Source organism: Corynebacterium sp. S7, from assembly GCF_054401105.1.
Map to the genome: position 1 here is coordinate 754,035 of NZ_CM136760.1, position 17,403 is coordinate 771,437.

At 59.3% G+C, this 17,403-nt stretch carries 16 protein-coding genes; 8 read left to right on the forward strand and 8 right to left on the reverse strand.

The genetic code is table 11. The features are described from left to right. Position 1 precedes the first annotated feature (1 nt). Positions 2-1,423, forward strand: a complete 1,422-nt coding sequence (locus ACXZ66_RS03680) for a multicopper oxidase family protein (RefSeq protein WP_458750573.1) — start codon at positions 2-4, stop codon at positions 1,421-1,423. 1 nt (position 1,424) lies between these two features. Here the strand turns inward: ACXZ66_RS03680 and ACXZ66_RS03685 are convergent, their stop codons facing one another. The 4 genes from ACXZ66_RS03685 to ACXZ66_RS03700 form a co-directional block, all read right to left on the reverse strand. Beyond that, positions 1,425-2,534, reverse strand: coding sequence for a thermonuclease family protein (locus ACXZ66_RS03685; RefSeq protein ID WP_458750574.1), 1,110 nt, complete (start codon positions 2,532-2,534; stop codon positions 1,425-1,427). A gap of 103 nt (positions 2,535-2,637) precedes the next feature. Continuing rightward, the gene (locus tag ACXZ66_RS03690) at positions 2,638-3,714 is read right to left on the reverse strand and encodes an HNH endonuclease signature motif containing protein (RefSeq protein ID WP_458750575.1); all 1,077 of its coding nucleotides are present in this window, start codon (positions 3,712-3,714) and stop codon (positions 2,638-2,640) included. A gap of 126 nt (positions 3,715-3,840) precedes the next feature. Continuing rightward, on the reverse strand, positions 3,841-5,547 hold the full coding sequence (locus ACXZ66_RS03695) for a hypothetical protein (RefSeq protein WP_458750576.1): 1,707 nt from the start codon (positions 5,545-5,547) through the stop codon (positions 3,841-3,843). Positions 5,548-5,696: 149 nt separating this feature from the next. Then, a complete protein-coding gene (locus tag ACXZ66_RS03700; protein WP_458750577.1) occupies positions 5,697-7,328 on the reverse strand; it encodes an acyl-CoA carboxylase subunit beta in 1,632 nt (543 codons plus the stop codon). A 159-nt stretch (positions 7,329-7,487) separates the two neighbouring features. Between ACXZ66_RS03700 and ACXZ66_RS03705 the strand changes: the two genes are divergently transcribed. Continuing rightward, complete coding sequence (locus tag ACXZ66_RS03705) at positions 7,488-8,216, forward strand: biotin--[acetyl-CoA-carboxylase] ligase (RefSeq protein WP_458750578.1); 729 nt, start codon at positions 7,488-7,490, stop codon at positions 8,214-8,216. 11 nt (positions 8,217-8,227) lie between these two features. Continuing rightward, positions 8,228-8,689 carry a hypothetical protein gene (locus ACXZ66_RS03710; protein WP_458750579.1) on the forward strand — a complete coding sequence of 154 codons (462 nt, stop codon included), beginning with the start codon at positions 8,228-8,230 and terminating at the stop codon, positions 8,687-8,689. Here ACXZ66_RS03710 and budA read toward each other — a convergent pair. After that, complete coding sequence (budA, locus tag ACXZ66_RS03715; RefSeq protein ID WP_458750580.1) at positions 8,686-9,411, reverse strand: acetolactate decarboxylase; 726 nt, start codon at positions 9,409-9,411, stop codon at positions 8,686-8,688. The two genes, ACXZ66_RS03710 and budA, sit on opposite strands and share 4 nt — an antisense overlap. Before the next feature lie 33 nt (positions 9,412-9,444). Here budA and ACXZ66_RS03720 point away from each other — a divergent pair, with 33 nt between their 5' ends. The 3 genes from ACXZ66_RS03720 to ACXZ66_RS03730 are packed head-to-tail and all read left to right on the forward strand — an operon-like array spanning position 9,445 to position 11,659. Beyond that, positions 9,445-10,629, forward strand: a complete 1,185-nt coding sequence (locus tag ACXZ66_RS03720) for a 5-(carboxyamino)imidazole ribonucleotide synthase (RefSeq protein ID WP_458750581.1) — start codon at positions 9,445-9,447, stop codon at positions 10,627-10,629. A gap of 37 nt (positions 10,630-10,666) precedes the next feature. Continuing rightward, a complete protein-coding gene (gene purE / locus ACXZ66_RS03725) occupies positions 10,667-11,167 on the forward strand; it encodes a 5-(carboxyamino)imidazole ribonucleotide mutase (protein WP_458750582.1) in 501 nt (166 codons plus the stop codon). Positions 11,168-11,170: 3 nt separating this feature from the next. Next, positions 11,171-11,659, forward strand: a complete 489-nt coding sequence (locus ACXZ66_RS03730) for a YdcF family protein (RefSeq protein WP_458750583.1) — start codon at positions 11,171-11,173, stop codon at positions 11,657-11,659. Here ACXZ66_RS03730 and ACXZ66_RS03735 read toward each other — a convergent pair. Together ACXZ66_RS03735 and ACXZ66_RS03740 are read right to left on the reverse strand one after the other, a co-directional pair. Further along, entirely contained in the window at positions 11,613-11,948 is a 336-nt protein-coding gene (locus ACXZ66_RS03735; protein ID WP_458750584.1) for a hypothetical protein, read from the reverse strand. The two genes, ACXZ66_RS03730 and ACXZ66_RS03735, sit on opposite strands and share 47 nt — an antisense overlap. 76 nt (positions 11,949-12,024) lie before the next feature. After that, on the reverse strand, positions 12,025-12,681 hold the full coding sequence (locus ACXZ66_RS03740; RefSeq protein ID WP_458750585.1) for a TIGR03089 family protein: 657 nt from the start codon (positions 12,679-12,681) through the stop codon (positions 12,025-12,027). A gap of 161 nt (positions 12,682-12,842) precedes the next feature. Here ACXZ66_RS03740 and ACXZ66_RS03745 point away from each other — a divergent pair, with 161 nt between their 5' ends. Continuing rightward, positions 12,843-14,423 carry an AbgT family transporter gene (locus ACXZ66_RS03745; RefSeq protein WP_458750586.1) on the forward strand — a complete coding sequence of 527 codons (1,581 nt, stop codon included), beginning with the start codon at positions 12,843-12,845 and terminating at the stop codon, positions 14,421-14,423. Between the two features lie 63 nt (positions 14,424-14,486). Further along, entirely contained in the window at positions 14,487-15,773 is a 1,287-nt protein-coding gene (locus ACXZ66_RS03750) for a M20 family metallopeptidase (RefSeq protein ID WP_458751255.1), read from the forward strand. Here ACXZ66_RS03750 and ACXZ66_RS03755 read toward each other — a convergent pair. Continuing rightward, positions 15,766-17,166 carry a GntP family permease gene (locus ACXZ66_RS03755; RefSeq protein WP_458750587.1) on the reverse strand — a complete coding sequence of 467 codons (1,401 nt, stop codon included), beginning with the start codon at positions 17,164-17,166 and terminating at the stop codon, positions 15,766-15,768. The genes ACXZ66_RS03750 and ACXZ66_RS03755 overlap by 8 nt on opposite strands. Positions 17,167-17,403 lie beyond the last annotated feature (237 nt).

A 17,403-nucleotide genomic window follows, 5' to 3' on the forward strand; every position in this document is an offset into this window, starting at 1 on the left:
CATGAAAACCCCAACCCGAGGCCCCAAGATCCTTCGGCGAATCCTTCTCACCGCCATCATCTTGGGGCTTATCGGACTCGGCCTCTTCTGGTTTTTGAGCCTCGCGCCCGGCGCATACTCCATCGCGCCGAAGGGTGGTTACGGCCACGGGCACGGCAGTGTTGTCAGTGCGTCGACGGATGTCGCATCGCTTATCGACGACCCCGCCCGCCCCGCCGATGTCCAGCTGCACCTTGAGGCGCGGGTGGATTCTTCGGGCCGCTATACCCTGAACGGTGCTTCGCCGGGACCTGAAATCAGGGCCGTGCAAGGGGAGATGGTGGAAGTTGAATTCCGCAATGCTGATATCGCCGAAGGTGCAACATTGCACTGGCACGGTATCGATGTGCCGGCTGCGATGGATGGGGTGGCGGGAGTGACTCAGAATGCGGTCGGGCCTGGGGAATCATTCACGTACCGATTCATTGTCGACGATCCCGGGACCTATTGGTATCACTCGCATCAGGTCTCGAATCGCCAGGTAGTTGGTGGGCTCTTCGGCGTGATTGTTGTGTCGCCGGCGGGCGAGTCGGCTGCGCACGAGGTCACGCTGCCATTGCATACCTATCCCGGTGAAACACGTATTATTGCTGGTCAGGGTGCGGAGCAGAGAATTGCTGCGGAACCCGGGAGCGTGTGGCGCGTGCGGGTGATCAATACCGATAACCCCTCGGTGTTCGTGTGGACTCCGCAGGCGCGCGTTTTAGCCGTCGACGGCTATGAGTTAAATGGGCCGACAGAATTTAGCGACCAGAAGGTTCGGTTAGGTGCTGGTGGGCGAGCGGACCTGGAAGTCACTGTTCCCGAGTCCGGCGCGGTGCGTGTGCAATCCCCGGGCATTTCACTGATTCTTGGCTCCGGTGATCCTGCGAGTATTCCCGCACCGGCTCAAGAACTCGACCTGCTGAGCTACGGTGCACAGGCGGATGTGGGCTTCGACCCAACGCAGGCCGACCAGCACTTTAATTACGTGATCAACCGCCGGCCGGGTTTCCTCAACGGGAAACCGGGGTATTGGTGGACCGTCAATGGCGCGACTGGCCACTCAGTTCCGCCGTTTATGGTCAGCGAAGGTGAGGTGATTGCCATGGAGATCCGAAACAAGTCGTCGGTAGTGCACCCGATGCATCTGCACGGGCATCATTTCCTGGTGCTTTCTCGCGACGGCGCGCCGTCTACTGGATCGCCGTGGTGGACTGATTCGCTTGATGTGCTGCCCGGCGAATCCTACGAAGTGGCATTCAAAGCCGACAACCCCGGCATCTGGATGAACCACTGTCACAACCTGCCGCACGCCGTAGACGGATTGATGACGCACATGTCCTACGAAGGCATCACCACTGACTTTATGCTGGGCCGTAAATCCGGCAACGAGCCGGAGTGATCTAGCCGATCTGCGCTTTTGTCGTGCAGTCGATTTTCGCGTATGGCCGACCTTTATCGTCGATTGAGTTCATCGCATAGTTTCCGCCGTATGCACGACAGCCGGTGTACTTATCGGCAGCGGGCGCGGCGGGGGCCGGTGCAGGAGCAGGTGCTGGTTGCGGAGCGGTTTGTGGTGTATACCCTGACTGCGGGGTCGGCTGCGGGGTCGGCTGCGAAGCGGAGGATTCGATGCGTTCCGCTTCCTTTTGCTGAGTCTCGCGTTCGGCAGCGGCTCGTCGTGAAGCTTCTTCTTCCTCGCGCATGGCTTCAACCTCTGCCCGCCGTTCGTCTTCTTCATCGATGGCCCGGGTGAGGCGAGAGCTCTGGCGCTCGGCGCGGGATTCTTCCTCGTCGAGGAATTGCTTATAACGATCCCCGTAGGCCGCCTGTTGGAACTCCGACTGATTGACCTTCTTTGATTTGAGCGCAGCCAGGGCTACGAGGGCCTCGTCGATAGCGGTGGAATGATTCTGGGCTCGCGAATAATCGGCAGCGACGAGCAGGGTAGAAGCCTGGAAATCTTCGGCGTCGTTGATCGCACCTTGAGCCTCTTGGAAGGAATCAGTAAACGCCGAGTCGTCGACCATGCACTCGGGTCCCAGCGCGAAAACACCCGCCGTGCGCGCCTCTGCCTCAGCTTCTGCGGCCGAGACCTCCGGGTAGAACTTGTGATTTGGGTCGATATCCACGGCAACGCCAAGGCCTTCGCGTGCGATCTCGGCATTGACCAGCGAATCATTCTGGAAGACTCCGGCCAGCGTGCGACCGTATTTATCCTCGCGCTCGACGTCGTATTCAAGGGTCACCTCGGTACCGACTTCGAGCCGGCTAGCCAGGTAATCGCGTGCCTCATTCGCAAGACACTCTGAAGGTTTGCCGTTCCGCCCAATCTCGGGCGTATCTACGTTGAGCAGTCGAATCCGAGTGGTTTCGCCGTTTTGACTGACATCGATTGTGTCGCCGTCGATGATCGATTCGACCACGATCGGATCAGCCGACGCTGCATTTACAACTGCACCACCACCAACAACGACGACGGTACCAATGGCGAGAGTGCGCCAGATCCCCATGTGAAGTTCTCCTAAAACCGTGCCGGCAAAAAGACACGGCAGCTGACAAGACCCTGTCAGTTTAGTGTGAGCTTAATTGGGTTGGTTGATGGGGTGAGTATTTCTACACCACCCGCATCGCGCCACCCTGCGCGACCGGGTGATTATTGAGCACCGGCTCCCCGCCAAAGGCCGGCACGTGGTAAATTTCGCCGTCGATCCGGTCGAGGTGGCCGTACATGGGTTTGTCGCGGTCGTCGTCGTTGCGCCCATTATGGAATTTGCACACTGTGGCCAAGTTCTCCATGTTGGTCGGTCCGCCGTTTTTCCACGCAACGTTGTGGTTGATCTGGCAGTATTCGGCACCGACGCCGCAACCATTGGCAGCGCACACCGGATTCTCCAGGTTGCACATCGTGCGCTGCTTCGGGCTAGGGAAGCGGCTGGTGCCGTAAAGATTGACTGGGCCCGCCACCGGATCAACCAGCATGACCAGGCTGTTTTCGGAAAGCTTCGCGTTCACAAATTCGGCGCCTGTCATGCGTGTGCCGTTGGTCAGCGACAAAACCACGTCGTCGCCGTCTTCCTCTGCGAGTTTTTTCGCGTCTTCGAGCGAGATAATCACGGCTGGCGTAATCGTCGGTTCGCCGCCACTCGACCCACCGTTGAGAAGCTTGAGGGCCACAAGCGCGGGATGTTCGTCCCCAGAATTGGCCTTGAGCGAGTCCAGTGCAGCCTGAATTTCATGGCTTGGGCCGTCAATCACGAGCCGCGAATAGGTCGATCCCGGGATCGCCGTCGCACTAATCGCAGGCTTATTTACCGGCCTTTCTTTGGGGTTATATTGCTTCAACAACTCGGCGCCACGAGCACGCAATTTGCGCAAGTTCGCGGGTTCGCTGCACAGTTTGGCTCGCACTAACCACACTAACTTGGCCCGTTTCACCTTCTTCACGAACTGCTCTATCACCGCCAGCGTATGCATCGTGTGCCCATTCTCGCGGGCGAGTTTGCGGCATTCCGCTTGACGACGAGTCGCCTGCGTCGCCCCGCAGTACACCTTAGAAAGGCCATGTATTCGCTGCGCCATGAGCGCATCCATGCCCACGCGGCATAGGTCAATAGTTTTCATTCCGGTGGCGTCTTCCAGGATGCCGATGGCGTCTTGCCACGCGGCTGCGAACTTCTCAAGTGATTTCATGGCCCTGACAATAGAGCCAGAAAAAATCCCTGCAGAACATGGCATTTTTGCCTGTGGATAACCCACCTCGTGGATGCTGGTTTTCCACAGAAACCGGGCATCACGTGGTCGTCGTGAAGCGAGATCTTACTTTTGTGCTTCCCTCATGATGTGGGAATAAGGTTCTTGCAACATCCGGAAGGCGGCTTCGGTCAGGTTGACGAAGCCGAACTCGTTGAGTGTGCGTTGCATGAGTTCGGTTCGGTCGTCGATTCCGGTCTTCTTAAACACTTCTCGCATTAATCCGCGGACCTCTTCGATTGGAATTTCTCCGAGGAGACGGGGACCGCGTTCCCTTAAGACCACAGGTGGGGTTTTCGGGAGGTAAAAGGTTCGATCCGTGTAACCATTGCGGAAGTCGTTTCCGATGACACGGATCGCACCGCTGTTGAGCATGCGATTAATAACTCGATTGAGAGGCGAGGCAAGTTGTTTATTGACGAAGGGGATTCCCGAAGATTTCACGTAGCGGGAGCGCAGCAGCCCACCAGTCATCGGGCCTTCCCGTTTCAGGATTTCAAGAATGCCCGTTTCAAGCTGAAAATTGCTGGCCTCCGCAACAGGAATGGTAGACCCGTCAAATTGGACATAGGGGGATGTGAGTGAATGCCCCTTCTTCTTTGTGGTTTTAGGCGCGGTTTTCGGAGCGGAAGGTTCCGAGTAGGAGAAGACTTTTCCATTCGTGGATGCGACAGGGGAGGGGTTCGGCGGCTGCTCCTGTCGAAGACTTAACGGTCGGATTTCAGGGATATCAAACTTAATTTTGGGTGCTCCGGGGATCGGGCGGTCTGCATCGATTGGGTCTGGTTGAAGCAGGTTAAACAATTCAACTATTCCCGCTGGGGCTTTTCCTGTAGCCGAAATTTCATTGGCAATCTCCTCGAAAGCCGTGGACAGGACTGAATCATTTCGAGGGCGAAGGATTATCGCAGGGTCCCAACAAAGCGTCGGTATTTTTGTCGGGGATAGGTTGGTTCGATTCGGGGTGTACGTGGCATCGCTGCGAAGCTCATAGGCCGTGACTTGTCCTAATCGGGTGAATGAGGATTCCTCTAGCACCTTGCCGTCGAATTTTTCCAACTCTTGCCCTATGGCCTGGTGAAAAGAATTGCTTAGAAGTTTTTCGGAGGCCAGTGCTGCGAAATCGGGCAGGAGGTTGCTATCGCCGACTCGAAAAGTAACGGTGCCGGACGTTTCATCTAGTTCACTGTGAAGCACAATGGTATATAGGTGCTTGTTAATTACGCGATCTTCATCGAATTTCCACCCAAGGCTGCCGAGGCCGAGAACGAGGACAAAATCGTCCAATTTCCGGATCGCACGAGTGTGCAGCTTCAATGCCTTTTGATACAAGTTGTGATGCTTAGCGCTCGCAGCCCAGATATCCCACTGTTCAAGCCAATCTTCGATGTCCCGATTTCTTCTGGAGGCCAAAGATGAGGAGGGGCCGTCGTCGACACTTGACATCTCCAAGACACGTGGACGTTGATCGGGGTCGAATCGATCTTTCGAAATCCAAGGGGCCAGCTCACCGCTTACCTGAGGGAAATCGGGATGCACTGGCCGATGAAATGAAACAACATAGTCATCGGACCTAGTTGATTCATTGTGAACATGCTCCGAAAACCGTACCCAGCCATTTGAATCGTTGGATGAAAAGAGGCTGCCCAGGCGAAGTATCGCCCCACCCTTTGTCAGATACTCCGAAGTTTGAAATACAACGTCTTCGTCCGAGCGCTGCCGCTCAGCGAGGTACTTAAATAGCCGAGCGGCCTTGTCAGAAATGGAAGCCATTGGGACGTTCTCCGTGGAATCAACGGGGTGCACTGGGACTACGCGTATGAAAGCGTCTCAATGAGTGTAATACTTGATCGAAAAACTAAAGACTTAAGTGTGCAAAACTAAAAATGCCCCCGCACACAGCGGGGGCATCAAAGCAATCTTTACAGCGGGATGTTTCCGTGCTTGCGCGCTGGGCGCGTCACGTTCTTGTCCTTGTACAGGCGCAGGTTGCGCGCGATAACGCCACGGGTCTCGGAAGGCAGAATGACCGAGTCAATCAGGCCGCGCTCAGCCGCGAGGTATGGGTTAAGCATGAAGTCCTCGTACTCGCGCTCGAAGCTCTTTGCCAGCTCTTCGACGTCGAGGTCCTTCTCGCGTGCCTCGGCGAGCTCCTTGCGGTAGATGAAGCCGACGGCTCCGGCAGCGCCCATCACGGCGATCTGCGCGGTTGGCCATGCCAGGTTCACGTCGGCGCCCAGGCCCTTGGAACCCATCACGCAGTATGCGCCGCCGTAGGCCTTGCGCATGGTCACGGTGATCTTCGGTACGGTCGCCTCGCCGTAGGCGTAAAGCAGCTTCGCGCCGCGGCGCAGGATGCCGCCGTACTCCTGGCCAGCACCAGGCAGGAAGCCCGGGACGTCGACCAGCATGATGATAGGAATGTTGAACGCGTCGCAGGTGCGTACGAAGCGCGCGGCCTTCTCGGAAGCGTCGATGTCCAGGCAGCCAGCGTAAACGTTGGGCTGATTAGCGACGAAGCCGACGGACTGGCCTTCGATACGTCCAAAGGCGATGACAACGTTTTCCGCACGCTGCTCCATGATCTCGAGGTACTCGCCGTCGTCGGTAAGCTTCTCAATCACTTCGCGCACGTCGTACGGCTGGGTCGGGGAGTCCGGGATGATGCCGTCGAGCGCGAGGTCGTCGGCGGTCATGTTCTCTTCAACGCTGCCCTCGTCCTTGGTGTGCTCCTCAACAGGGGCGAAGGTGCGGTTGTTGGAAGGCAGGAAGGAAACCAAGTCGGAGACGTAATCGAGCGCGTCTTCGTCGTTCTTCGCCACGTAGTGGCAGTTGCCAGCGGTGGTCATGTGCGTCATCGCGCCGCCGAGCTCTTCCTGGGTGATCTCTTCGCCGGTGACGGTCTTGATCACGTCTGGGCCGGTAACGAACATCTTGGAGGTCTTATCCACCATGATGACAAAGTCGGTCAGCGCAGGGGAGTAGGCGTTGCCACCGGCGGATGCGCCCATGATCACGGAGATCTGTGGGACAACACCGGAGGCGTTGATGTTTTGGTAGAAGGTCTGTGCGATCAGGTCCAGGGAGACGGCGCCGTCCTGGATACGTGCGCCGGCGCCTTCGTAGAGACCGATCAGTGGGCGGCCGGTGGTCACGGCGAGCTCCATGATCTTGATCATCTTTTCGCCGTAGACTTCGCCGAGCGCGCCGCCGAAGACGGTGCCGTCCTGGGAGAAGATGCAGACTTCGCGGCCGTCGATGGTGCCCCAGCCGGTGACGATGCCGTCGGTAACTGGGCGCTTGGCCTGCATGCCGAAGTCGTGGGTGCGGTGACGTGCGAGCTGGTCGGTTTCCACGAAGGAGCCTTCATCGAGCAGGTAGTCGAGGCGTTCGCGTGCGGTGAGCTTGCCCTTTTCGTGTACCTTTTCGATCGCCTTCTCGCCCATCGGCTGGGCAGCCTCGGCGCGGCGCTTCTTCAGGTCAGCGATTTTGCCGGCAGTGGTCTGGTTGTCGGCGATGTTCTCGAGATCTGTGAAACTTGAGGAAACTGTCATGTTTTGGAAGTTTAGACAACTGGCCAGCGATAATCCACCATTGAATCGCCGTGACATATGTCACTATCGGTATCGTTGCAGGTCAAAAATAGTTTCTTATTCCGAAATAGTTTGACACGCGTGAGCCACATTACGTTTTCGGCAAGGTAACCTGGGCAAATGACCCTAATTGATATCGACGCCGTACGCACCCGCGTTACCAGCTGGTGGCCAACCGTCACCTACCTCGACACGGTCGGCTCCACCAACACCGAACTACTCGCCAGCGGCACGCCCGGCAGCGCACTCATCGCCGGCGAACAGACCGCAGGCAAGGGCCGCCTGGGTCGCGCGTGGCAGTCACCGAAGGGTTCGCAGTTGTCACTATCAGTGCTTATCGACGACCCCCTGGCCGCCGACATCGGCCTCATTCCCCTGGCAGTCGGCCTTGCCGTCATCGATGTGCTGCCCGACGCCCGCCTGAAGTGGCCCAACGACGTACTGCTGCACGACAAGAAGCTCGCCGGAATCCTCTCCGAGGCCGACTTCTCTTCCGATACGCCCCGCGTTGTCGTGGGCATTGGGCTCAATGTGGCGCTCACGGAAGAACAACTCCCGGTCGAGCACGCCACCTCGCTAAGACTCGCAGGCATCGACTACGACTGGACGGAACTGACCGCGAACCTGCTGGCCGCGATGGGCAAACGCCTGGCACAGTGGCGCGTAAACGACCCGGCGCTACTCAACGACTACCGCGACGTATGTTCCAGCATCGGCAAGGAAGTAAAGCTGATCACCCCAGGTGGAGACATCTTCGGAACGGTCGACGGTGTCAATGACCACGGTGAAATCGTCGTTAATAGCGTGGCCTATTCCGCCGGCGACGTCACGCACTTGCGCCCGCGGTAGACTTACAACCTATGGCACGGTTTAAATTGGGCAGGGGAGAGTATGTGCGCGCGGACATGTGCGCGCCGCTGAGCTCGCTTGTTTTCCCATTCCTAGAACTGGTGCTGATCACCGGAATCTGCTGGATCGTGATCGGGTTCATGGATCAACCTGGTTCGGCGATTGACGTGCAGATTCGTAACCTTGTCGTCGCGCTGTGGGCGTTGCTTGCCGTGTGGCGTTTCGGCCTGCCGCTGCTGAAATCCCGGAAACAACGCTTCATGGTTACCAACAAGCGGGTGCTCGCGCGCTCAGGCGAGCTGCGCAACCGGGTTGATTCGATCCCGCTGAACCAGATTCACTCCGCGCGTCGCTACAAGGGCGGGATTTCACTGGCTGTATATGGCTTTGACCGGCCGATTTACTTCGCCAACGTAGGCAAATCGAAGAAGGTCGAGCAGATCCTGCGCACCCGCCCGCGCGAAATTTACTAGCTTTTTACCTCGGTGGAGTGGATCTGCGAGTCCAGATCATCTGGCGATAGGTTCCCGCGGGCGAATTCCTTCGTCAGCGGCAGGCGCAAATCTAGGTTCGTGCCGGGGCAGAGCTCAATCGTGGCTTCGCGCACCGTGTAATCCAGCACGTGCCCGCCGGTGGAGCGCGCGTCGTCGATAAAGTGCACGTGACAGCCCGGCACGCCGATGCCCTTTTCGTAGATTGGGGTGCGAAATCCACCAATGATGCCACTGACATCGTGGAAATGCAGCTCGGCGTCGTCGCCCACCGCCTCGGTCATGGGGCGGTACGGCTTTTCCTGTTTGGTGACGGTCCGGGTGACCACCTCGTCGAAATGCCCGATGATGCGCACGGCGTACATGTAGTTTGCGGAGGGCTCCATCTTGTCGATGAATGCGGAAAGTTCGCTGCGGCGCATGCCCTCCGGCGCCTGCTCTGTGATGCGGGGAACGAAGTTTGTGACCACGGTGAAGGGGCTGCGGTCGTCGAGGTCCGCGATGCTGGCGGTGCCGTCGCCGCGCAGGCGGTAACAGACGCCGTCGATGATGATCATTTCGCCGTCGAGCGCATCAAAGGTGCCCAGGCCGAAGTTGCCGTTGCCAAGTATTTCGCCGATGGTCATTTCGCCGTCGTAAATCCCGTCAAGCAGGCCCGACATGAGCGAATTCTGGAAAATTGTGTGCGGAACGATGCCCTTCATACTTTCAAGTCTACGGCTGTATGATCAATCACCATGACGAATCCAGAAACGACTGTCCCTACCGTTGCCGTTATCGGCGACGGCCAACTCGCCCGCATGATGCAGACCGAAGCCATCGAATTGGGCATTCACCTGCGTCTTTTGGCGGGTGCGAAGGATTCTTCGGCCGCCCAGGTCATCCCGGATGTCGAGCTCGGCGATTACACCAACCTCGATGACCTGCACCGCACCGTCGCAGGCGCCGACGCCGTCACATTCGACCACGAGCACGTTCCTACGGAGCACCTTCGCACGCTTATCGACGAGGGCCTCAACGTTCAGCCTGGCCCAGAAGCACTAGTCAACGCCCAAGACAAGCTGGTCATGCGCAAGAAGCTGCGCGAGATTGGCGCACCTATCCCTGCGTTCTTCGGCATCGATTCGGCAGACCAGGCCGGCGAGTTTTGGGACGCCGTTGACGGCGAGGTGTGCCTAAAAGCCACGCGCGGAGGCTACGACGGACACGGTGTCTGGTTCCCTGACAGCAAGGAAGAACTGCGTGAGCTCGTCGTAAAGCTTCTTGGCGAAGGCGTGCCGCTGATGGCCGAGCGCAAAGTACCTTTTGTGCGTGAGCTTTCCGCGATGGTTGCGCGCAGCGCTTCGGGCGAGGTGCAGGCGTGGCCAGTTGTGGAATCCGTGCAGAAGAACGGCATCTGTGTCGAAGCGATCGCACCGGCGCCTAATCTCGGCGAACAACTCACCGATTATTGCCAGGACCTGGCTAAGCGCATCGCCACTGAGCTTGGTGTGACGGGTGTGCTGGCTGTGGAGCTGTTTGAGCATCTCGACGAGGCCGGCCAGCCTACCGTGAGCGTTAACGAGTTGGCCATGCGTCCGCACAATACGGGTCACTGGACCCAGGACGGCTGCGTGACCAGCCAATTTGAGCAGCACCTGCGTGCCGTGTTGGATTGGCCGCTTGGCTCGACGGATCAGACCGCACCGACGACCGTGATGGCGAACGTGCTTGGCGGTGACATTGACCCTGAGCTGCCGATGCATGAGCGCGTGCGCATCGTGATGGAGCGCTACCCGCAGGTCAAGGTGCACCTTTATGGCAAGACTTGGCGCGCTGGGCGCAAGATCGGCCACGTCAACGTGACTGGTCAGGACCCGACGGAGACCTGCAACATTGCCCGTGCCGCCGCGAACTTCCTGGTTACGGCGACCTGGGTTTAATGCACCCCGGCGGAATCGGCATGGCAGAATAAAGCCCATGCAACCGTTAGTAGGACTGATCATGGGCTCCGATTCCGACTGGGACACCGTCGAGCCAGCCGCACAAGTACTTGCCGAGTTCGGCATTCCCTTCGAAGTTGGCGTACTTAGCGCGCACCGCACGCCCGAGCGCATGCTCGCCTACGCCAAGGGGGCGCGCGAAAAGGGTCTGAAAGTCATCATCGCCTGCGCCGGTGGTGCCGCGCACCTACCCGGCATGGTGGCCGCGGCGACCCCGCTGCCAGTGATCGGCATCCCGCGCGCGCTAAAAGACCTCGACGGAATGGATTCTCTGCTCTCCATCGTGCAGATGCCCGCCGGTGTGCCGGTGGCTACCGTATCTATCGGCGGTGCGAAGAATGCAGGTCTGCTCGCGGCTCGCATGCTTGGTACCGGCGACGACCGGATCATGCAGCGCATGGCCAACTACCAAGACAACCTTGCAGCCGAGGTGGAAAAGAAGGACGAAGCGCTCAAGCAGCGCCTCATGGGCGAGTAGCTCGTGGACCCCATTGTGGTGTTGGGCGCCAAAACCAAAAACGGGCTTCCGGTGCGGATCCTGGTGGAGCGTCTCAAAGTTGCGCGAGACCTATATATACAGACAGGCCCGCGACCCATCATTGTCAGCGGCAAGGACGAGGCCGGCGCGATGGCCGAGTGGTTGGTGCGCAACGGCGTGCCGCGCGAAGACATCGTTGAGGAAAACGAAGCCACCTCGACCAACGAGAACCTGGAAAACTCGCGCGCGCTCGCGCCCGACGCCGAGCGCCTGGATGTGGTGACAAACGACTTCCACTCCTCGCGCACAAAAGTGTGGGCCCGGCACCTAGGAATTCCCATTTCGGTGACCAAGGCCCCAACGCCGTGTAGCGACAAGCCCGCCAACTATGTCCGCGAGCTCGGCGCGCTGCCGCATTCCATCACGCGGGTGATCTGGCGAAAGATCAGGCACGCGATGAAGCGTGCGGGAGCTCGTCGTAAAGCGATGTGACTGCCGTATCGAGCGCGGAGAGCTGCTCATTCATCATCTTGTAGCCCTCGCAACCGTCGGCAGGAGTGACGAAATCCTCCGCGGACCTGCGCAGCCGCGCCTGTGCCTCGCGGGCGACAGCGGCATCATCGGCGTTGAGAGCCGCGGCGAGATCGCTAAAATCAGCCTTGACCTGCGCCAAGTTCGGGTGATTTTCGCCGTGTACCTTCACCACCGTGTTCACGATTTTGGCGGTTTGAGGAAGCGTATCGACGATTGCCTGTTGCAAAGCATTGGTACTAGTAGTCATGGGAGTGTCCTTTCAAAGAGTTTTAGTTGACACTCCTGAATCTATGGGGCCAGCAGGCTAGGTTCCTTGAGCTAGATCAAAGATCGCCCAATGGGTGCGTGACCTTTTCCATCTGGGCGATTTCGTTGATGCGATCGGTCGAGGCCATGCCGGTGACCACAACTATCGAGCCGTCGGCGGCCAGGACGGACATCACGCGGCGGTCGAATTCCTCCCTGTTTGACCAGCCGTTGATGAGGTAGCGCTCGCCCTTCACATCCGGCTGGGCCCATTGCTGAAGGTCGGGGGCCTGGCCGTAGAACTGGTCGCCATAAAAACGCGCGGTGGGGGAGAAGTCCACGGCACCAAGGGGCAGCTCGCCGCCCGATTCCTCGATGCCGCGGCCGAAGGGATCATCGGACACTACAACCACATCGTCGGTGGTGGACCAGTCGTGGAAATTTTCCAGGGTGGTAAACACGATGTCGGCATCGTCGCCCGAATATAAAGGTGTGCCGCCCGCGTTGCAAATTCCGAGCGGGATTACGGCCGACTGCCAGGAGATGGGCAGATCGAGACGGATCTGGGTGTCTTCGTCGGCGTCGAATTCCTGCAGCAACATATTGCCGATCTTGTTTGCCCAATTGTCCAAGGTAGTCGCCGAAAATTCCATGCGGGCGCCGGTGGTCTCGTTATAGACCGTCAGGCGGGGCGAGGCGGGATCGGTGCGAAGAAGAGGTTGCAGCAAGCTCATGCGAACCATCGTAGGCAAAAACCACATGCGAGTGATCTGACAGGAACAAACACCACGTGGGGGTGATCACATTATGTAAAAGTATTTGAATAGACTTTTGTGTTCGACTTCACGATTAAGTTGGGCCGAGTCACAGTCCGACCAGACGAAGGAAGTACGCCATGGCCGAACAAAGGGCCGAACAAAGGGCCGAACCGCAGGCCGAACAAAGCAGATCACTCACCGACAAAATCCTCGGGGGAGTCGAGTGGCTGGGCAATAAACTGCCTGAACCATTCGCCCTCTTCCTTGGGCTGTTCCTGCTCACGGGCCTGCTGTCCACGATCATGGCACTGATGAACGTGTCGGTGGAAGTCCCGGGCTCGGGCGACACCCTCGAAATCAAGGGTCTGTTTACCGGCGAGGGCATGGTCTGGCTGACCACCAACCTCGGCGAGAACTATATCGGCTTCCCGCCGCTAGTCACTGTGCTGCCGATCCTGCTCGCCGTGGGTGTCGCGGAGAAAACCGGCATGCTGGCGGCGCTGATTCGCAAGCTCTTCGGCTCGGCGAAGAAGTGGGTCCTGCCTTATGCGGTGGGCATCGTCGGTGTGAGCGCCTCGGTGATGGCCGATGCGGCGTGGGTGGTTGTGCCGCCGCTGGCCGCGATGGTGTTTAAGGCGGCTGGTCGTCACCCGGTGGCGGGTCTGATCGGTGGATTCGCCTCGGTTGGCGCGGGCTATTCCACAGCCCTTGTGCCCACGAGCCTCGACGCGCTGTTCTCGGGCATTACCAACGCGGTGATGGAATCCCTGCCGGGCATCGAAACCACGGAAGTTAACCCGCTGTCGAACTACTACTTCAACGTTGTCTCCGCCCTCGTCCTCGGTGCACTCGCGGGCTACATCACCGATCGCGTTGTCGAGCCGCGCCTCTGGAAACAAAACGTCCCCACGGAACAGACCGACGAGGATCCCAACGCCGAGATCTCGCCCGAGCTCACCGCGCAGGAATCTCGCGGCCTCAAGGCTTCACTGTTCGCGCTGGTGATCCTCACCGTCCTAGTGCTTGTCGCCGTGCTTCCTTCCGGGTCTCCTTGGCGTAACGACGAGGGCGGGTTCCTTCCCACCTCACCTTTGCTTGACAGTATTGTTTTCCTGGTTTTCGCCTATTTCTTGGTCGCGGGTCTGGTCTATGGCATCTATGTCGGCGCCCTTAAAAAGACGCGCGACGTGGTGGAGATGATGGCTCAGTCGCTGATCGACATGATCGAGTTCCTAGTACTCGCCTTCATCTTGGGCCAGTTCGTGGCGCTGTTCTCGTGGACGGGAATTGGCACGTGGACCGCGGTCCAAGGCGCCGCAGGCCTAGAGGCCATCGGGCTGACCGGGTTCCCCGCGATCCTCGCCTTCATCGTTTTAGCGTCGTGTCTGAACCTGCTGATTATTTCCGGCTCTGGCATGTGGACGCTCATGGCAGCAGTATTCGTTCCCATGTTCGCTCTGCTCGGCTACGAACCTGCATTTATCCAGGCGGCCTTCCGCGTCGGCGATTCCGCGACCCAGGTGATCACACCGCTGAACCCATTTATGATCGTGATGTTGGGCATGCTCAAGCGCTACGAACCACAGGCCGGCCTGGGCACCTTAATTTCTCGGATGCTGCCATATGTTGTGCCGTTCTGGGTTTCTTGGGTGCTCGTTCTGGCAGTCTGGTACTACGCCGACTTGCCACTGGGCCCGGGTGTGGGAGTGTTCTTGTAACGCGAAAAGATATAAAAAGATATAAGGAGCATCGTGAAACCATCAGACGCCTACCTGAAGCACATGGATGCGGTCGTCCGGGAGAAAATGCGTAGCACCAAACCCGCGCAGCCCCCGGAAACCGAGCACTATCCAGGCCAGGCCGCCTTGTGGAAGCGCGTCGCCGAGCAGGTCGAAGCCATCCGCGAGGAGCTGGCGTTCATCGTGCGCGATTTGCACGCCAACCCTGAACTCGCTTTCGAGGAAACCCGTTCCGCTGAGGTGCTGGCGACCACCCTGGAGAGGCAGGGGTTCGTCGTCACGCGTGGTGCCCATAGCCTGCCCACGGCCTTGCGCGCCGAATGGCACAGCCAGGACTTCGACCCGACGCGCCATCGCACCATCGCCGTGCTTTCCGAGTACGACGCCCTACCCGGCATCGGCCATGCCTGCGGACACAACATCATCGCGGCCGCCGGCGTCGGTGCGTTCCTGGGAGCAGCGGGCATCGGCTCCGGCAAGGTCGTGTTCCTAGGAACACCCGCCGAGGAGGGCCATACCGGCAAGGAATACATGATCCGGTCGGGCATGCTCGACGGCATCGACGCGGCGGTGATGATCCACCCCTTCAACTACGATCTCTCCGCGCACACGTGGATCGGGCGGCGCACTCTCAAGGTCGTATTCAAAGGCACTGCGGCGCACGCGTCGATGCAACCCTATATGGGACGCAACGCACTCGATGCCGCAAACCTCGTCTACCAGGGCATTGGCCTGCTACGGCAGCAAATTCCGCCGTCCGATCGCATCCACGCGGTCATCGACGAGGGTGGCCACCGCGCCTCGATCATCCCGGAGCGCGCCGAGATGAGCATCTACGTTCGCTCCCTCTACGTGGACACATTGATGGATTTGAGCTCGCGTCTCGACGATATCCTGACCGGCGCAGCGCTGATGGCCGGCGTGGAAGTCGAGCGTTCCTGGGATACGCATCCGATGTCGCTACCCGTGCGAAATAACATCACTCTTGCGGACCGGTGGGCGCAGACTCAGGCCTCCCGGGGACGCGAAGTCCTTCCCTTTGGGGTGTTGCCGGATTCCCAGGCGGCCTCGACGGACTTCGGCAACGTCTCGCAATTGGTGCCGGGCATCCATCCGACGGTCAAGGTCGCACCGCCCGGTGTTGCCCTGCACACGAAGGAGTTCGCCGACTACGCCGCAACGGACGAGGCTGTGCGCGCGGCGATCGACTCGGCGGTGGGCCTGGGACAGGTGATCGTCGATACGCTTCACGACGACCACCTCATGGAAAAGGCCCGCTCCGAGTTCGAGAACTCGGGCGGGCAGGTGCGCGCGGCTGATCTTAGTTGAAGATCAGACCCAAACCAACGAGGACGGCAACACCGATGAGCGCGACGACGATGGAGACAACCGCGACATCCTTGTAACCCTGGCGGTGGTTGAGGCCACAGACCAGAAGGAGTGTCACTACGGCGCCGTTGTGTGGCAGGGCGTCGGCGAAAACGGAGGCCATTGCCACGACGCGGTGCATCAGCTCGAGGCTAACGCCCTGGTCTGTGGCCATGGTGGCCAGCTGGTGGCCGAAAGCCTGCAGGGTGATTGACATGCCGCCGGAGGCCGAACCGGTGATACCTGCGATCACCGCGGTGGCCACGGCACCGACGATGAGCGGGTTCTCGCTGATATTGAACAGCGAATTCTGGAAGGCGGTGAACACGGCCAGCGATGCCACAACGGCACCGAAACCAACCTCGGAGGCGGTGGTGAACACTGGCAGGACGGACTTGCGGGCGCCCTCACTGATGCCCTCGATAAGCTGGCGTGACAAACCTGGCTTCAGGATGAACACGGAAATACACGCGATGACCAGCGCGATGGTCACTGACCAGACACCGATTACGGAGGTGATGGTGGTGGAGCCGAACTTCTCCTCGGCGAGGTAGGAGGTGTCTAGGTTCGGGCCGATGACGTAGGTGTAGAGGGCGTTGATGGCTACCATGATCAGGATTGGCACCAGTCCGATGGCGTCTTTCCACTGGATGCCCTTGGTCTCGGCGGCGATTTCAGCGTCGCCGTGGCGGGCAGCCGCCTCGCCCAACTCCGCGAATCCCAAGCCGCGGCCGGCCAGGTTTGCTTGGCGGAAGCGCAGCCAGCCGTAGCCCAGCGCGAAAGTCACCGCGCAGGCAACCAGGCTGATCCCGGGAGCAGCGAAGGTGGTGGTGCCGAAGTAAGGCGTCGGGATGGCGTTGTGCACCTGTGGGGTACCGGGCAGACCGGCCATGGCGTAGGTAAAGGAACCCAAAACGATCGTGGCCGGCAGCAGGCGCAGGGAGACGTCGCTCTGGCGGAACATCTCGCGCGCAATTGGCACGATGGTAAACGCGATGACCCAGACGCTGACACCGCCATAAGTCAGCAGCGAGGTGATCACTACGGTGACTAAGATGGCCTGCTTTTTGCCGAACACCGAGGCGATGAAGCGCGCGATTTTCTCGGCGAAGCCACTGATCACCATCAGCTGGCCGAAGATCGCACCGGTGAGGAAGAGCGGGAAGTAGCTGATGATGAACTTACCCAGCGCTGGCATGAAGATCTGGGTGTAACTGCCCATCAGTGGGGCGCCAGAGAAGATGACGGCCACAAGCGCTGCAATCGGTGCAGCGACAACCACGGAGTGGCCGCGGTAGGCCAGGGTGATCAGCAGGGCGAGGGCGAGAATGATGCCCAGGAAGGCGACGATCATGGGCGCACCCCTTCAGCCTTGGCAGATTGCGATGAGTTGGACAACGGATATCTCCTTTACGGGTATGAGCCACAGTTTTGGGTCACTGTTAGGGGCATCACACGTTTGTGCTCGAGAGATACGATCCCAAATAACTACCTATTGCGTCCAATACTTGTTTTAGCCCGCGCTAATAAGGTTTTTGCATAGCGTGGGGCGATGTGGGCTACTGCCTGCGCGAATGGGGAGGGCCAAACG

Bases quoted from the DNA above. Each gene is read 5' to 3' on its own strand.
- budA (WP_458750580.1), bottom strand. From the start codon at position 9,411: ATGAAGGGCATCGTTCCGCACACAATTTTCCAGAATTCGCTCATGTCG.
- ACXZ66_RS03735 (WP_458750584.1), bottom strand. From the start codon at position 11,948: ATGACTACTAGTACCAATGCTTTGCAACAGGCAATCGTCGATACGCTT.
- purE (WP_458750582.1), top strand. From the start codon at position 10,667: ATGCAACCGTTAGTAGGACTGATCATGGGCTCCGATTCCGACTGGGAC.
- ACXZ66_RS03685 (WP_458750574.1), bottom strand. From the start codon at position 2,534: ATGGGGATCTGGCGCACTCTCGCCATTGGTACCGTCGTCGTTGTTGGT.
- ACXZ66_RS03755 (WP_458750587.1), bottom strand. From the start codon at position 17,166: ATGATCGTCGCCTTCCTGGGCATCATTCTCGCCCTCGCCCTGCTGATC.
- ACXZ66_RS03740 (WP_458750585.1), bottom strand. From the start codon at position 12,681: ATGAGCTTGCTGCAACCTCTTCTTCGCACCGATCCCGCCTCGCCCCGC.
- ACXZ66_RS03720 (WP_458750581.1), top strand. From the start codon at position 9,445: ATGACGAATCCAGAAACGACTGTCCCTACCGTTGCCGTTATCGGCGAC.
- ACXZ66_RS03680 (WP_458750573.1), top strand. From the start codon at position 2: ATGAAAACCCCAACCCGAGGCCCCAAGATCCTTCGGCGAATCCTTCTC.
- ACXZ66_RS03700 (WP_458750577.1), bottom strand. From the start codon at position 7,328: ATGACAGTTTCCTCAAGTTTCACAGATCTCGAGAACATCGCCGACAAC.
- ACXZ66_RS03710 (WP_458750579.1), top strand. From the start codon at position 8,228: ATGGCACGGTTTAAATTGGGCAGGGGAGAGTATGTGCGCGCGGACATG.
- ACXZ66_RS03695 (WP_458750576.1), bottom strand. From the start codon at position 5,547: ATGGCTTCCATTTCTGACAAGGCCGCTCGGCTATTTAAGTACCTCGCT.
- ACXZ66_RS03705 (WP_458750578.1), top strand. From the start codon at position 7,488: ATGACCCTAATTGATATCGACGCCGTACGCACCCGCGTTACCAGCTGG.
- ACXZ66_RS03750 (WP_458751255.1), top strand. From the start codon at position 14,487: ATGGATGCGGTCGTCCGGGAGAAAATGCGTAGCACCAAACCCGCGCAG.
- ACXZ66_RS03690 (WP_458750575.1), bottom strand. From the start codon at position 3,714: ATGAAATCACTTGAGAAGTTCGCAGCCGCGTGGCAAGACGCCATCGGC.
- ACXZ66_RS03745 (WP_458750586.1), top strand. From the start codon at position 12,843: ATGGCCGAACAAAGGGCCGAACAAAGGGCCGAACCGCAGGCCGAACAA.